Consider the following 15,289-nt stretch of genomic DNA (forward strand, 5'->3'; position numbering starts at 1 on the left):
TGTCGGATATCGGCGTCGTACGGTCGGGTGGTTGACGATCGGCTGTGGAGCGTCGGATCCCGTCCGTACTCTTCGTGCCCATGACTCCCGATCATGATCGTACGCGGGGCCCGGGTAGCCGGACGCCGCTGTCCGATCTGTTGCGCGGGCACCGGCTCGTCGCCGGCCTGACCCAGGCCGAGCTGGCCGACCGGGCGGGCGTGGGGGTGCGGACCGTCCGCGACCTGGAGCGGGGCCGGGCGACCCGGCCCCAACGCACCACAGTCGATCTGCTCGCCGACGCGCTCGGCCTGACCGGGGCCTCCCGGCGGGAGTTCGTCGCCACCGCCCGGCCCGTGCCGGCCGCCGCGCCGGTCGAGGTCGAACCCGATCCGGGTACGCCGATCGCGCTGCCCCAGCCCGTGCCGCTGCTCGGCCGGGAGCGCGACGTCGCCGAGGTGTCCGCCCTGCTCGACGCGCATCCGGTGGTGAGCCTGGTCGGGCTGGCCGGGGTCGGCAAGACCGCGCTCGCGCTCACCGTCGCCCACGCGGTCGCGGCCCGACATCCGGCAGGCGTGTCCGGGATCCTCGTCGGCGAGGGTTCGGACGACGCCGACGTGCTCGCCGCCTCGACGTCGGTGTTCGGCGTGAACCGGCTCGCCGACCTCTCCTGCCGGTTCGCCGGCCGGCCGGCGCTGCTGCTGGTCGACGCCGTCGACCGGGCACCCGGGCCGGTGGCCGACGCGCTGCGGTCGCTCACCGACGCCGCGCCGGGCCTGCGGGTGCTGGTGACCGGCCGCCGGCCGGTCGGGCTTCCGGGTGAGCTGATCCGGCCGGTGGCGCCGCTCGACGTGCCGCCGGTCGGCGTGGAGCCGGCGGACCGGGCCGAGCTGGACCGCTGGCCCGCCGCGGCGCTCTTCGCCGCCCGGTTCACCCAGGCCCGGCACGCGCCGCCCACCCGGGCCGAGCTGCCGGCGCTCGCCGCGCTGGTCCGCCGCCTCGGCGGGCTGCCCCTGGCCATCGAGCTGATGGCCGCGCGGGGCCGGATCCTCGACGTCACCGAGCTGCTGGACCGGTACGGCGACCGCGTCCTCGACCTGGCCGGCGTGCGTCCCGGCTGGGAGCCGGCCGATCCGGTAGCCGGCACGGTCACGTTGCGCGAGGCGGTGGCGACCAGCTATCACCTGCTCGCCTCCGCCGACCGTGCCGCGCTGCGCCGGCTGTCCGCGTTCCGCAACCGCTGGTCGGTCGAGCTGGCCGAGGAGCTGCTCGCCGACGACGGCCACCGGTGGGACGCCGTCCCGCTGCTGGACCGGCTGCGCGAGCTGGGCCTGCTCAGCGTCCGGGGCACCGGCCCGTTCCGGTTCCGGCTGCTGGACGCGGTCCGCGACTTCGCGGCCGAGCGGGCGGATCTGGAGTTCGAGACGGCGGCCATCCGGCTGCGACACGCCTCGGTGATCGCCGGGCTGGTTCGGCGCACCGCGCCCGGCCTGGTCGGTGCCGAGCTTCCCGGCACCGTGCACCTGCTGGACGAGGCGAGCGGCGATATCAGCGCCGCGCTGGCGTACGCCGCCGAGGACGCGCCGGCGATCGCGTTGCTGCTGGCCGCCGCGCTGCCCCGGTGGTGGCGGCTGCGGGGGCGGGACGTCTCGGGGCGGCGGTGGCTGCGTCGGTTGCTGGCCGACCCGCGTACCGCCGGCGCGCCGCCGGTGCTGCGGGCCTGGGCGTTGCTGGGGTCGGCCCGGCTCGCCGCCGAGCACGGGGCGGGGCCGGAGGAGTTGCCGGCGGCGCGAGCGGCGCTGGCCGTCTTCGCCGAGGTCGGCGACGTGACCGGCGAGCTGTCCGCCCGGTCGGTGCTCTGCGCGGTGCTGCGCGGTCTCGGCGCGCACGACGAGGCCCGGGAGCAGGCCGACGCGGCGCTGGCGCTGGCCACCCGGCACCGCCGGGTACGCGAGATGGCGGTCGCCCAGCATCACCTGACCTGGCACGACGTACGCGTGGGGGAGCTGGCCGGTGGCCGGCGGCGGCTGGCCACCGTCGACCGGTTGGCCGCGCAGTGCGGCGATCAGCGGCTCCGGCTGCTGGCGCGGGCCGACCTGGCCGAGCTGACCCGGCTGGAGGGTCGCTACGCCGAGGCGGCCGAGCAGGGGCGGCGGGCGGCGGCCGCGCTCGTCGAGCTGGGTGATCCGGGTCGACGCCGCCGGACCATCGGCGGCGTCGGGCTGGCCCTCGCGCTCCAGGGGCGGGACGACGAGGCGCTGGCGGTGGTGGGCGAGCTGTGGCCCGCGAACGTGGTGCCCGGTCCGCGTCGCCCGCCGGCGGCCGAGCGGTGGGAGCCCGCCGGGTCGGACCGGGACGCCCGCACCGAGGACGCGCTCCGCGCGTTGATCGAGGGCCAGGTGGCGTTGAACCGGGGTGACCGGGAGCTGGCGGCGGAGTGGTTCGCCGCGGCGGCCGAGGTGGCGGCCGGTGGCGCGGACCGGCGGGACCTGGTCGAGGCGCTGGTGGGGTTGGCGGCCAGCACGGGGGACGCGGCCGTGCTGGATCGGCTGGAGCGGGCGCGGCAGGTCACCGGCGTCAGCCTGCTGCCCCGGGAGGAGGAACTGCTCTACTCGCTGGCGGTGCGGCGGGAGCGCGCACGGCGCGCCTGAGGGAGCCGGTGGGTTCCAGGGAGGGCGCGGGGGTGGCGCGAGCGAAGTAGCCCCCTGGTGCTGCCCCTCGCTCCACGCTCGCGCCAGCACCCCCCGGTGCCCCCCGCTTTCGGCAGCCTATCCAGACACCCCGAGTGGTTCATTCGGCTTTGTCGCCTTTGCCCCCGCAGGGGGGCGGTTCTGCCGGTCCTTCTGCCGGTGACCGGCGGGTAGCGGCGGCTCAGCAGGCGGTGCTCCCGGCCGGTTCGGTGCTGCCGGCGGTGGCGCCCGGGTGCACCGCGTCCCGCACCCGACGCAGCCCGTCCAGGAGCCCGTCGAGCTGGGCCGGCGCGAGCTGCCCGGTGAACCACTGCTCGATGATCTTCAGGTGGCCGGGGAGGATCTCGTCCAGTCGACCCAGGCCGGAGGCCGTGACCACGGCGAAGGAGCTGCGCCGGTCCGACGGGCAGGCCCGGCGGCGGATCAGGCCGTCGCGTTCCATCCGGTCGACGACCCGGGTGACTCCGCTGGTGGAGAGCGAGGTCTGCGCCGCGAGGTCGGTCATCCGCAGCTGGTTGTTGGGCGAGCGGGCGAGGCGGGTGAGCACCTCGAACTCGACCGGGGAGAGCCCGTGCTCCTCGAACTGGGCGGCGAACCGGGCGGAGAGCCCGGCGTGTGCCTCGTAGAGGAGGCCGACGGCGGTGATCCGGGGGTCGTCGAACACGTTCTGGTCCACGCCACCATCCTAGCAACACTTGACACAGGGAATATTGCTGTAGTTATAGTTGCTCAGTCAGCCGTTGGGCTACTAAACAATCTTCTCCGGAGGAGAGCATCATGACCAGCAGCACCGAGGCGACTACCCGCGACTGGGAGGGCCTCACCATCCCGGCCCCCGGCACCTACCTCCTCGACGCCGCTCACAAGCGGGTCGGCTTCGTCGCGCGGCACATGATGGTCAGCAAGGTACGCGGTGAGTTCGCCGACGCCACCGCCACCATCACCGTCACCGACGACCCGCTGCAGTCCGCGGTCACGGCCAGCATCCAGGCCGCCAGCATCAACACCGCGCAGGCGGACCGCGACGGGCACCTGCGCAGCCCGGAGTTCCTCGACGCCGAGCAGTTCCCGACGCTGGAGTTCCGCAGCACCGGTGTGAAGTCCCGCGAGGGCAACGAGTTCGTGCTCGCCGGTGAGCTGACCATCAAGGGCGTGACCCGCCCGGTGGACCTCGAGGTCGAGTTCGAGGGCGTCGGCCGCAGCCCGTTCGGGCAGGACATCTTCGGCTTCTCGGCGCACACCGAGATCGACCGGGAGGACTTCGGCCTGACCTGGAACGTCGCCCTGGAGACCGGTGGCGTCCTGGTCGGCCGCAAGGTCAAGATCGAGATCGAGGGCGAGGCCATCCGCCAGGGCTGAGCCGTCGTCAGGCCCACGGGCCCGCACCGTCGAACCCGACGGCGCGGGCCCGTCCCGTATCCGGGGCCGTGCGGATTGTCACGTGATGTTCGCTGGTTACACGCGCTGCGCGAGGCGGTGGCGGGGTACAGGTGCAGACCTGCACCCGACCCGCGCTTTCACCAGGGCCGGAGGCACTTACGCAGATCACGTGGATGGTTCACAATGCGTTGCGGAACGCCAACGGTTCCGCCGCGCCGGCGCCGGGAGGACACATGGGCAGGGACGTCGAGCAGGGCGCCTTCTCCCGCGAGGATCGGGTCCGCTACCGGCAGAAGGTCCGACGGTGCCTGGACGTCTTCGCGTTGATGCTCGACGACTTCGGCTTCGACGCCGACCGGCCGATGACCGGGCTGGAGATCGAGCTGAACCTGGTCGACGCGGCCGCCGAGCCCGCCATGCGCAACGACCAGATCCTGGCCGACATCGCCGACCCGCTCTTCCAGACCGAGCTGGGCCAGTTCAACCTCGAACTGAACGCCTCGCCCCGGCTGATCGAGGGCAGCGGGTTCACCGACTACGAACAGGATCTGCGCAGCAGCCTCAGCCGCGCCGACGAGCGGGCCGCCAAGTCCGACGCCACCATCGTGATGGTCGGGATCCTGCCCACCCTCACCGAGCGTCACCTGGTCGCCGACAACCTCTCCACGGACGAGCGCTACCGGGTGCTCAACGACCAGATCGTCGGCGCCCGGGGCGAGGACATCGAGCTGGACATCAACGGTGTCGAGCGGCTCCGTACGCACACCGACTCGATCGCGCCGGAGGCCGCCTGCACCAGCCTCCAGTTCCACCTCCAGGTCGCGCCGGACAGCTTCGCCGACCACTGGAACGCCTCCCAGGCGATCGCCGGCGTCCAGGTCGCCATCGGTGCCAACTCGCCATTCCTCTACGGCCGGCAGCTCTGGGCGGAGACCCGGATCGCCCTGTTCGAACAGGCCACCGACACCCGGCCGGATGAGTTGAAGGCCCAGGGCGTACGCCCGCGGGTCTGGTTCGGCGAGCGCTGGATCACCTCGATCTTCGACCTGTTCGAGGAGAACGTCCGCTACTTCCCGCCGCTGCTGCCGATCTGCGAGGAGGAGGACCCGGTCGAGGTGCTGCACGCCGGCGGGGTGCCCCAGCTCGGTGAGCTGCGGCTGCACAACGGCACCGTCTACCGCTGGAACCGCCCGGTCTACGACATCATGAACGACCGCCCCCACCTCCGGGTGGAGAACCGGGTGCTGCCCGCCGGTCCGACCGTGGTGGACATGCTCGCCAACGCCGCGCTCTACTTCGGCCTCGCCCGTGGCCTCGCCGAGGCGGAACGTCCCATCTGGAGCCAGCTCACGTTCAGCTCGGCCGAGGAGAACTTCCACGCCGCCGCGCGGCGCGGCATCGACGCGGTGCTGCACTGGCCCCGGCTCGGTGACGTGCCGGTCACCACGCTCGTCCTCGACACGCTGCTGCCGGTGGCCGCGCAGGGGCTGGACGGATTCGGCGTCGCCCCGGCCGAGCGCGACCGCCTCCTCGGCGTGATCGAGGGACGCTGTCGTACCGGCCGCAACGGCGCGGTCTGGCAGACCGAGACGGTGTGGGCGGCCGAGCGGCACCGTGGCATGGACCGGAAGGCCGCCCTGCACCACATGGTCCAGCGCTACGCCGAACTCCAGCGCACCAACGAGCCCGTCCACACCTGGCCCGTCGACTGAGGTGTAAGGCGGGGCCCCCTGTTAACGCCTCCGGTAGAGGCGGGGCCCCTTCTTAACACCTACGGGATCAGCGGCTGCGGCGACGGGCCTTCGGCTCGGCCGGTGACGTGGTCGCGGGGTCGCCGGACTCCGGCTCCTCGACACCCCGCCGGTCGCCGGGGTCGACCGGAGAAGTGTCCTCGGGCTCCCGCTGCTGTGGCACCGCCCGACTGCGACGACCGGCGCTCGTCCGCGCGGCGCCACCCGACGCGGACTGCCGACCCGCCGCCCGACCGGTACGGCCCGCCGGCTCCACCTGCTCGTCCGTCGCCGCCGCGTCACGACCTGGGTCGGCGAGGGCGTCCCGGCCCGGTCCGGCCACGGCGTCGCGGCCCGAGCCCGAGGTCGACTCCCGGCCCGGTCCGGCCACGGCGTCGCGGCCCGAGCCCGCGGTCGACTCCCGGCCCGAGCCGGACGTGGCGTCGCGGCCTGAGTCGGCCGTGGCACCGCGATCGGAGCCGGGTGTGGAGGCGCGATCGGAGCCGGGCGTCGGGCGGTGGCCGGACCGTGACGTCGCGTCGGGGTCGACGTCCGGCGTCACCGCCGGGTCGCGGTCGGTCGCACGCGCCGATCCGCCGGCCCATGCCTGCGTCGGCGACCCGGCGGCCTCGGCGCCAGCGTCCGGCGCGGTGCGACCGGTCCGGCGGCCGAAGAACCGCCACGCCGGCTTCGGGGTGGCCTCGACCGGCTGCCCGTCGGCCGTCGGCCGGGACTGTCCACCGGTCCCCGCTCGGGACTGCCCGTCGGCCTCCCGCAGCAGCTCACCGCCGACCAGGTCCGCCTCACCGCCGAGTCCTTCAGGCTTACCGCCGAGTCGCTCCGGCTCACCGCCGACCAGGTCCGCCTCACCGCCGAGTCGCTCCGGCACCGCCGCCGACGTGCGGTCCGCGGCGCGCCGGTCGGACCGCTGGGCCAGCGCGGCCACCAGGACCGAGCCGCCCACGCCGGCGATCACCGCGTACGGGGCGATCAGGTGGGCCGACAGCTGCTCGGCGGCGATTCCGGCCAGTCGCGGCACGGCCAGCAGGTAGGCCGACGCGACAAGCAGCGGACCGGCCGCACCGGAGGCGGTGGCGCCGACGCGCGCCTGAGGCGACCGGACCGCGCGTCGGGCGGCCAGCACTCCGATCAGCAGGGCGGAGCCCAGTGAGAGCAGCGCCCCCGGCCAGTAGAAGTAGTCACGGATCCAGAATCCGGCGCGGTCCGCGCTGATCTGCCAGATGCCGAGCTGGGCGGTGGTCAGACCGCGGCCGGAGAGCACCCCGTCCACCACCGACACCACGGCGAGCAACCAGAGCCAGCCGGTGGTGGCGAGCAGATTGGTGGCGGCGGCACGGGTGTGCAGCGCCCAGACGGCCAGCAGTACGCCGAGCACCAGCCCGGCGGTCGCATAGACGGCGGCGACGCTCTGCGGCATTGTGGTGTCCGGCACCCGGGCCGCACGGGCCGGCACCGCCACCAGCAGCACGGTGACCAGTGCGCCGACACCGGCGGCGAGCGCGAGCCCGAGCCGGGGCAGCGCGCCCGCCGGCTCGTCACCGCCGCGCAGGCGCTGGGCGCAGACCGCGCCGACGACGACCGAGGTAGCGGCGATCCAGGTGGCCCAGGCGAGGCTCGCCACCCAGGCCGATTCGACCCGGACGGTGCCGGTGGGCGTCCAGTTGATGATGCCGAGCCCGTAGCCGAAGCCGAGCTGCGCGGCGCCCGCGCCGGCAGCCACGCCGAGCGCGGCGGCGGTCGATCCTCCCCAGCCCCGTCTGGCCATGCGGGGCAGCGTAGCGTCCCGAGGTCGGCCCGGCGAGTCGTGGGAACCGCAGGCCGGGCGTGAGTGGCTTGGCGGCACCGGCTACGGTCGCCGATGACTGAGGCGGTGGACGCGATGACGGACGATCAGCAGCCGGTGCGCGAGGAGGCCGGCCCGGGTCGGAGCCGGCTGATGGTCGGCGGCGGCCTGGCGGTGGCCCTGCTGGCGGTGATCGGTGCCAGCGTGGGTTGGGTGTTGGCCGGTGAGCCGGACCGACCGACCGCGTCGTCGGAGGTCGCGCCACCGCCGGCCGCCCCGTCCTCCCCGCCCACCGCGGTGACGCCCAGCGCCGACCGGTCCGGCGAGGACCGCCCGACCGGTACGCGGTCGACCGCCCCGGCCGGGCTCACGGTGCCGGAGCTGGTGGGCACCGACTTCGAGCGGGCCCGGCAGGAGTTGCGGGACCGTAAGCTCGGCTGGCGGCTGGTGTTCGGTGGCGGCTCGGGCCGGGACGTGGAACGGACGTCACCGCGGTCCGGCGCGCCGGTCCGGCGCGGCGTCACCGTCACCGTCTGGGTCGCCGGGCCGGCGCCGGCCGTCACCGTGCCCGACCTGGGTGGCCGGTCCTGTTCCGACGCGGCCGACGACCTGGTGGAGGCGGGGCTCTATCCCCGCTACCGCCCCGGTCGCCAGGGGGCGGTCACCGCACAGGAACCGGCCGCCGGGGGCGCCGCCCGCTGGAACGACCAGGTCACGCTGACGTGCGGCACCGCGCCCTCCGACCCGCCGACCGCCGTCGAGTCGCCGACCCCCTGACGGTACGGCCGACCGGCCGGGCCGGCGTGCTGATCCCGGCCGGCGTGGTCGGGGCCCGTTACCGTGGACGTTCGAGGGCCGTGTGCCCCGTCCCGGGTGGGGAAGGACGTGTGTCATGAGCGACGACCGTCGGGAGCCACCAGCCGGCGACGCGGACCCGACCGGGGCGGTGCCGCCGGATCGGAGTGCCGACACCACCCGAGCCGTGCCGCCCGACCGTGCCGCCGACCCGGACGCGACGAGGGCCATCCCCCGTGATGCGGCCGGCGGCGGGAACGACGCGGACGCCACCCGGGCGATGCCGCGCGGCGCGGCCGGTGGAGAGGACGCGGACGCCACGAGGGCGATGCCCCGCGACGCGGACGCCACGAGGGCGATGCCGGGTGACCGTGGCGGGGACGCGACGGGGGTCCAGCCCGGCGGGGCGGGCGACGACGCCACCCGGCCGCTGCCCGGTGGCACCTCGCGGCCCCTCGACGCCACCAGCCGGCAGGAGCCGGTCGGCGGTGGGGCCTGGTCGGGGCGGGCCGGGGTGCCGCCGCCGCGGCCGGCCGGCTACCCGGAGCCGGGCGCCGAATGGTACGGCGACGAGCAGGCCGGCCGCCGCTGGTGGATGCCGATCCTGCTGGGCGTCCTCGCCCTGGTCCTGATCGGGTTGATCGCGCTCGGGGTCTGGCTGGCGCTGCGGGCCGCGGACCGCGACTCCGGGCCGGGCACGTCGCCGTCGGCGGTGCCGAGCACCTCCGCGCCGACGAGCGCCGCGCCGACGAGCGCGTCGCCGAGCAGTTCGCCGCCGAGCACGCCGCCGACCACGACGGCGGCGGCCGAGGTGCCGATGCCGCCACTGGTGGGGCTCCCGGAGTCGGCCGCCCGGGCGGCACTGGACCGGCTCGGTATCGACTACCGGGTGCAGCGCCGGCCGTCGGACCGGCCGGCCGGCACGGTGGTCGCCACGGATCCGGAGGCCGGTTACTCCGTGGGTGAGGGGGAGCGGGTCACCCTCGTGGTGGCCGAGCCGGCGGCACCCACCACCGGGGCGCCGACGACCGCGCGGACCACCTCGGGCTCCACGCCGACCACCACCGCGACCCCCTGACGGTCACCACTGGCGTCGGCGGGTGCCGACCAGGCCGAGCCCGGCCAGCGAGATGGCGAGTCCGAGCAGCCCGGTGTAGAAGAGCGACCGGCCGGGTTCGATCGGGTCGCCGGCCGGCTCGGCGAGCGAGCCGTCCCCGGCGCCGACGCCTGCCGTACCGGTCGGGGGCGCGGCCTCGGCGGCGCCTGCCACCGGCTCGTCCTCGTCCTCACCCGGTCCGGATTCGTCCGGTGCGGTTCCGACGCCCGCGCGGGCGTCGTCCCCGGCCACGGTGATCTCCGGGGCGGGCACGGGTTCGGCCAACTGCTGGGTGGCGGAGAAGGCCGGGTGGCGGACCACGAGCGCGAGCGCGGTGGCGACCCCGAGGAATACGAGGAGCCCGAGGGCGTAGCCGATGCGGGACCGACGGTGCCGCCGCGCGGCGGGCAGTTTGACCATGACCATCCCTGGTTCAGGGTCCGGGGCGCGCGGGGTGGAACGTGCCGGGGTGGGCGTACCGATTCTATGGCGACGGCACGCCCACCCGGCCGGGAATCGTGAGGTCAGCCCACCCGGACCGGAGTCCGTGCGATCGGCCGCCGGGCGGTGCGGACGGTGTGCTGCCGAGGGACCGGTGCGGCCTGGACCTGCCGCAGCCCCTCCTGCTGTACGAAGATCGACCGTCGGTTGACCGCGTCCCCCGCCGCGTTCAACTCGTAGCCGTCGAGCCAGAGCCAACCGTCGTAGGTCGGCCAGTCGAGTACCCGGATCACCCGGAACATGATCGGTCGGAGGAACTGGACACTCGCCGCGCGCGTCACGTGCAGTACGTCACCGGAGCGGGGAAGCACATGGGCTCCTGGGAAGGTTCGGCCGGCGGCGGGGCCGGCGAGGCTGAACGGGGGTCGGGTGCGGTCCGGTGACGGGGGTTCTGCCTCGTGGACCGACGGTCGGTGGGTCGGTGCTGGTCGGGCCGTACCCGCGGTGGCGGACCGCCACCCGACCATCACCCGGCTGCTCCCGGTTACCGCTCCCGCCGCCGCAGCCGAGCCGGCGTGCAGCGGCGGGGTCTTCATTCCGGTGCAGGTCTCACGGCGCGGGACGGCTCCCCTCCGGCCGTCCCGCGAACCGTGGTGTCACCACGCCCGGAGATCAACCGAAGACGGTGAGTAACCCGTGCCATACGGACAGAGTGCATCAGCGACGTGCGTCATGCAAGTTGCACGTCGACTTTTGCCGATAGGTGAGCGGGACACGTGAACGGGACGCTTGAAGCCTCAGGTGTCGGGGCGGCACACTGGACGCCGGTTCCGCCCGTCGCGGCCGGTCGACGACCGGCACCACCCCCGCCGCGAACGCTTGCCCGCCGGCCCCCGCAGCCGCGTACCGAGGAGTGCTCGTGAGCGAACGGCGCAGCCCGACCATCCGCCGGCGCCGTCTCGGGGCCGAACTCCGCCGGCAACGGGAGGCGGCCGGCATCACCATAGAGGCGGTCGCCGAGCAACTGGAGTGCTCGGCGTCGAAGGTCTCTCGCATCGAGACCGGGCACACCACCGCGACGCCCCGCGACGTGCGGGACATGCTCCGCATCTACGGGGTGGTCGGCGCGGAGAGCGACGAGCTGGTGCAGATCGCCCGGGAGGCGCGGCAGAAGGGCTGGTGGCACCCCTACAGCACGGTGCTCGTCGGCGCGTACGTCGGGCTGGAGGCCGCCGCCAGCTCGATCCGGGCGTACGAACAGCAGGTCGTGCCGGGCCTGCTGGAGACCGAGGAGTACGCCGGGGCGATGATCCGCGCCGCCCGGCCGGACTTCACCGCCGATCAGATCGAACAACGGGTGCGTGTCCGACTGGGCCGTCAGTCGTTGTTGACGCAGGACGATCCGGTCGATCTGTGGGTGGTGCTCGATGAGGCGGTGCTGAGCCGGCCGGTTGGCGGCGACGCGGTCATGCGTGGTCAGCTCAAGCGGTTGGTGGAGGTGGCCGAACTGCCGAACGTGACGGTGCAGGTCCTGCCCTTCGAGGTGGGCGCGCACGCCGGCATGGACGGGACCTTCACGATTCTCAGCTTCCCCGAACCTAGTGATCCGGATGTCGTGTACGCGGAGAACGCCACGGGTGGGCTCTTCCTGGAGAAGAGCGACGAACTGCAGAAGTACAGCTTCATCTTCGATCACATTCGAGCAGCGGCCATACGACCGGAGGAGTCCGTCGCACACATCGCGAAACTGGCAGAGGAGCCGCTGTGGAAATGGCGACCAAGGAGTTCCCCGTGGACCTGACGCAGGCGACGTGGTTCAAGAGCTCGAAGAGCGGGCCGAACTGCGACAACTGCGTGGAGGTCGCTTACGTGACCGGGGCGGTCGGCGTCCGGGACTCGAAGGACAAGGCCGGCCCGGCCCTGGTCTTCGCCCCGGGTGACTGGCACGCCTTCGTCGCCGGCGCCAGGGGCGAGGGCTTCGGCCGGAGCTGATCGGCACCACCCGAGCAAGGTCCCGCCCGGCAGCGTCGCCGGGCGGGACCGTTTCGTCCGCCCGCACCGCCGGAGGCCGTCACCCGTCGCCAGTTCCGCTCCGCCTCGTTGAACCGCACGGATCGGCAACCGAACGAGGCAGGCGAGACGGATGACGACGATCGGTTCAGAGAATCTCACCAACGGCCCGGGCAAGCCGGAGCGGTTCGGTGGCAAGTACCGCGGCGCGCGCCGGGACACCGTCCTGACCGAGGTGGTCTCCGGTGACGGCGAGGAACTCGCCGGCCGGGACGCGGGCGCACCGGAGCAGCCCGCCCCGGCGCTGTCCCTGCCGTCGCTCGACCCGAACCCGCTCACCGAGCCGTCCTTCCCGCCCAGCGGGTGGCCCGTGGAGCAGCAGGAGTCCCTGGTGGACCATCCGCTGCTGCGCGGGCTGCTGCTGGAGTTGCCCCCGAAGGGCAGCGTGCCCCCGCCCGGCTGGCTGGACCGGTGGTTCGAGGCGACCCGGGCGATCCTGGAACTGCTATACGTGCAGGGCGCGAGCCGGACGCGCTGACACCGCGCCGGCCGGCGGCATCGCCCGCTCGGCGAGCCGGTTGTGCCGCAGCGCGTGGCGTACCCCGATCGCGGCGACACCGAGCACCGCGACGGTGATCGCCGGCCCGGCCACGCCCGGCGCGGCGAACAGGTCGAGCCCGACGGCCGGAAGCACCGCCGCGAGCACCGCGAGCGCTGTCGCGTGGAGCGGCAGCGCGATCAGCGGATGTGCGGCGGCCGCCCGCAGCCCGTGCGGCGCCGGGGTGCCCGGCGCGGTGGTGAAGGCGCCGGCACCGGTCCGCAGCCGCCGGACCCGGCGTACCGTGCAGGCGGCCACGAGCGCGGCCGGGACCGCCGCGACGGCGAGCCCGGCGGCGGCCCGGTCCAGCGCCGTGTCGCCGGCGCTCTGCAGGCCCGCACCCAGGGCCGCCGCGGTGAGCGCGAGGCCGGTCAGCACCAGGGCGGACAACCATCCGGTACGCCGGCGCAGCGCCCGGGCGCGGTCCAGCCCGGGCAGGCCCTCCGCCGTCAGGGCGGCGGCCAGCCAGACGGCGGCGACGGGGAGCAGCACGGCGAGACGGTCATCCATGGGCCCAGCCTTGCCCAGTTCGGCGTCCGCCGAATCCGGGACGGCACCCGGATCGACCCGGAACGTTCTCCCGTAGGGGACGTCGTCAGACGTCGAACGTGGCGGGCCGCTCGGTGGCCGGCGGCGGTGGGGTGGCCCTCCACAGGCCGGTCTTCTGCGCCGCCAGCCGGGCGAGGTAGGCCGGGTTGAGGATGACGTACCGACGCCACAGCCGCTTCGGCTCCAGGCCGAGCCGCCAGAACCACTCCAGCCCGGCCCGCTGCATCCACGGTGGCGGGTTGCGCAGCAGCCCGGCGTGGTAGTCGAACGCCGCCCCGACGGCCATCAGCGGCATGTCCAGCAGGGGCCGCATCGCGTACGCGAAGACCTCCTGCCGGGGGCAGCCCAGCCCGACCAGGACGAGGCGGGCGCCGCTGCCACGGATCCGGTCGGCGATCTCGGCGTCCTCCCCCGGGGTGGCGGCCCGGAACTTGGACGGCTCGACGCCGGCGATCTTCAGCGCGGGGAACTTGCGCTCCAGCGCCGGGATCAGCCGGGCCAGGGTCTCCTCGGTGGAGCCGTAGAGGTAGACGGGCAGCCCCTCGTCGGCGAACCGGGCCAGCACCCGCAGGGTCAGCTCCGGGCCGTAGACGCGGTCGGTGAGGCCGGCGCCGTGCAGCAGGTTGAGCGCCCAGCGCACCGGCTGCCCGTCCGGGGTGACCACGTCGAACGCGTTGAGCCGGGCGTTGTGCGCCGGGTCGAGCACGCCGGTCATCACGCCGTGCACGGCCAGCGCGGTCAGTGCCAGCGGGCGGCGCTCGCGGGCGGCGTCGACCACCGCCTCGGTGGCCCGGGCGTAGTCGGTGGCGTCGACCCCGACGCCGAGCACGTTGCGCTTGGTGTCGCCGGTCATGCCTTCGGCACCCACTTGTCGACGTTCGCCTCGTGGATCTCGCGGAGGATCATCGGCACGTCGTAGGTGATCTTCCAGGCCGGGTAGTGCTCCTCGAACCGGGCCATGCTGCTGACGTACCACTGGTGGTCGCCGGTGCGGGCCTGCTCGACGTAGTTGATCTGCGCCTCGCGACCGGTGATCTCCTGGGCGATCCGGAACGCCTCGATGTGCGAGGTGTTCGAGTGCCGGCCGCCGCCGAGGTTGTAGACCTGGGCGGAGCGCGGCTCCCGGAAGAACGCCTCGAACGCGGTGAGCACGTCGTGGGAGTGGATCGCGTCCCGGACCATCTTCCCCTTGTAGCCGAAGAGGTTGTACGTCCGGCCCTCCATCACGCACCGCATCAGGTACGCCAGGAAGCCGTGCAGTTCGGCGGCGGAGTGCGCCGGGCCGGTCAGCGTGCCGCCCCGGAAGCAGGCGGTCTTCATGTCGAAGTAGCGGCCGTACTCCTGGACCATCACGTCGGCGGCGACCTTCGAGGCGCCGAAGATCGAGTGCAGCGACTCGTCGATCGACATGTCCTCGGTGATGCCGCCGTACCAGTGGTGGTCCTCGGGCAGCTCGTAGCGGGTCTCCAGCTCGATCAGCGGCAGCGTGTTCGGCCGGTCGCCGTAGACCTTGTTGGTGGAACAGTGGATGAACGGCGCGTCGATCGCGTGTCGCCGGGTGTTCTCCAGCACGTTGAGCGTGCCGCCGGCGTTGACGTCGAAGTCGGTGTAGGGCTCCTTGGCGGCCCAGTCGTGACTCGGCTGGGCGGCGCTGTGGATCACCACGGCGATGTCCCGGCCGTAGCGGGCGAACACCTTCTCCAGGCCGTCGCGGTCCCGGATGTCCACCGGGTGGTGGGTGTAGGCCGGCCCGAGGTCGGCGGCGAGCCGGTCCAGGCTCCAGGCGGTCGAGCCGTCCTCACCGAAGAAGTACCGGCGCATGTCGTTGTCGATGCCGACCACGTCGAGGCCGAGGGCGGCGAAGTGCCGGGCCGCCTCGGAGCCGATCAGACCGCCGGAACCGGTCACCAACGCGACACTCACACGCCACTCCTGGTCCATGGGAGGCAGGGAAACTCTCGGAGCATAGCGTGACGTCCGGTACGCCCCGATACGGCGCGAGGGCCCCGCATCCCGCGGAGCCCTCGTTCTGGTGGGGATGGGGGGAGTTGAACCCCCACGTCCTTTCGGACACACGGACCTGAACCGTGCGCGTCTGCCATTCCGCCACATCCCCGTGGCACGACCCGGAACACCATATCGCATCCCTCGCCCGCCCTCTGCGGCCGGTGTCGGGACCTATTACGCTGTCCACTGGTCACGCCACGAACGGTCACC

At 74.0% G+C, this 15,289-nt stretch carries 15 protein-coding genes and 1 tRNA gene; 8 read left to right on the plus strand and 8 right to left on the minus strand.

Going from position 1 to position 15,289, the window contains the following annotated elements:
- Positions 1-80: 80 nt before the first annotated feature.
- Positions 81-2,630 carry an ATP-binding protein gene (locus GA0070213_RS12005; protein WP_091062403.1) on the plus strand — a complete coding sequence of 850 codons (2,550 nt, stop codon included), beginning with the start codon at positions 81-83 and terminating at the stop codon, positions 2,628-2,630.
- Between the two features lie 220 nt (positions 2,631-2,850).
- Here GA0070213_RS12005 and GA0070213_RS12010 read toward each other — a convergent pair whose 3' ends face one another.
- Positions 2,851-3,345 (minus strand): MarR family winged helix-turn-helix transcriptional regulator, encoded by a 495-nt coding sequence (locus GA0070213_RS12010; RefSeq protein WP_091061997.1) that lies wholly within the window; start codon positions 3,343-3,345, stop codon positions 2,851-2,853.
- Between the two features lie 101 nt (positions 3,346-3,446).
- Here GA0070213_RS12010 and GA0070213_RS12015 point away from each other — a divergent pair, with 101 nt between their 5' ends.
- Both GA0070213_RS12015 and GA0070213_RS12020 read left to right on the plus strand, forming a co-directional pair.
- On the plus strand, positions 3,447-4,028 hold the full coding sequence (locus tag GA0070213_RS12015; RefSeq protein WP_091061999.1) for a YceI family protein: 582 nt from the start codon (positions 3,447-3,449) through the stop codon (positions 4,026-4,028).
- 254 nt (positions 4,029-4,282) lie between these two features.
- Complete coding sequence (locus tag GA0070213_RS12020; protein ID WP_091062000.1) at positions 4,283-5,761, plus strand: glutamate-cysteine ligase family protein; 1,479 nt, start codon at positions 4,283-4,285, stop codon at positions 5,759-5,761.
- 67 nt (positions 5,762-5,828) lie between these two features.
- Here the strand turns inward: GA0070213_RS12020 and GA0070213_RS32750 are convergent, their stop codons facing one another.
- Complete coding sequence (locus GA0070213_RS32750) at positions 5,829-7,565, minus strand: hypothetical protein (protein ID WP_425412816.1); 1,737 nt, start codon at positions 7,563-7,565, stop codon at positions 5,829-5,831.
- Positions 7,566-7,658: 93 nt separating this feature from the next.
- On the opposite strand from GA0070213_RS32750, the gene GA0070213_RS12030 reads away from it, so the two are divergent.
- Positions 7,659-8,360, plus strand: coding sequence for a PASTA domain-containing protein (locus GA0070213_RS12030; RefSeq protein ID WP_091062003.1), 702 nt, complete (start codon positions 7,659-7,661; stop codon positions 8,358-8,360).
- A 115-nt stretch (positions 8,361-8,475) separates the two neighbouring features.
- Positions 8,476-9,456, plus strand: coding sequence for a PASTA domain-containing protein (locus tag GA0070213_RS12035; protein ID WP_091062005.1), 981 nt, complete (start codon positions 8,476-8,478; stop codon positions 9,454-9,456).
- 3 nt (positions 9,457-9,459) lie between these two features.
- On the opposite strand, the gene GA0070213_RS12040 is transcribed toward GA0070213_RS12035, so the two are convergent.
- Both GA0070213_RS12040 and GA0070213_RS12045 read right to left on the minus strand, forming a co-directional pair.
- Entirely contained in the window at positions 9,460-9,900 is a 441-nt protein-coding gene (locus tag GA0070213_RS12040; protein WP_175441305.1) for a hypothetical protein, read from the minus strand.
- Between the two features lie 98 nt (positions 9,901-9,998).
- A complete protein-coding gene (locus GA0070213_RS12045) occupies positions 9,999-10,286 on the minus strand; it encodes a hypothetical protein (RefSeq protein ID WP_091062006.1) in 288 nt (95 codons plus the stop codon).
- A gap of 548 nt (positions 10,287-10,834) precedes the next feature.
- On the opposite strand from GA0070213_RS12045, the gene GA0070213_RS12050 reads away from it, so the two are divergent.
- The 3 genes from GA0070213_RS12050 (at position 10,835) to GA0070213_RS12060 (ending at position 12,463) form a co-directional block, all read left to right on the plus strand.
- Positions 10,835-11,716, plus strand: a complete 882-nt coding sequence (locus GA0070213_RS12050) for a helix-turn-helix domain-containing protein (RefSeq protein ID WP_091062407.1) — start codon at positions 10,835-10,837, stop codon at positions 11,714-11,716.
- The gene (locus tag GA0070213_RS12055; protein WP_091062008.1) at positions 11,686-11,907 is read left to right on the plus strand and encodes a DUF397 domain-containing protein; all 222 of its coding nucleotides are present in this window, start codon (positions 11,686-11,688) and stop codon (positions 11,905-11,907) included. Before GA0070213_RS12050 ends, GA0070213_RS12055 begins: the two co-directional genes overlap by 31 nt.
- Before the next feature lie 151 nt (positions 11,908-12,058).
- On the plus strand, positions 12,059-12,463 hold the full coding sequence (locus GA0070213_RS12060; protein WP_091062009.1) for a hypothetical protein: 405 nt from the start codon (positions 12,059-12,061) through the stop codon (positions 12,461-12,463).
- Here the strand turns inward: GA0070213_RS12060 and GA0070213_RS12065 are convergent.
- From GA0070213_RS12065 to GA0070213_RS12080, 4 genes are all read right to left on the minus strand, one after another.
- Positions 12,431-13,033, minus strand: a complete 603-nt coding sequence (locus GA0070213_RS12065; protein ID WP_091062011.1) for a hypothetical protein — start codon at positions 13,031-13,033, stop codon at positions 12,431-12,433. The genes GA0070213_RS12060 and GA0070213_RS12065 overlap by 33 nt on opposite strands.
- Before the next feature lie 85 nt (positions 13,034-13,118).
- Positions 13,119-13,925 (minus strand): WecB/TagA/CpsF family glycosyltransferase, encoded by an 807-nt coding sequence (locus tag GA0070213_RS12070; RefSeq protein WP_091062014.1) that lies wholly within the window; start codon positions 13,923-13,925, stop codon positions 13,119-13,121.
- Positions 13,922-15,013, minus strand: coding sequence for an NAD-dependent epimerase/dehydratase family protein (locus tag GA0070213_RS12075; RefSeq protein ID WP_175441306.1), 1,092 nt, complete (start codon positions 15,011-15,013; stop codon positions 13,922-13,924). Before GA0070213_RS12075 ends, GA0070213_RS12070 begins: the two co-directional genes overlap by 4 nt.
- An 89-nt stretch (positions 15,014-15,102) precedes the next feature.
- Positions 15,103-15,188 (minus strand) — tRNA-Leu (locus tag GA0070213_RS12080).
- Positions 15,189-15,289: the final 101 nt, after the last annotated feature.

The organism is Micromonospora humi (assembly GCF_900090105.1).
Lineage (GTDB): Bacteria > Actinomycetota > Actinomycetes > Mycobacteriales > Micromonosporaceae > Micromonospora > Micromonospora humi.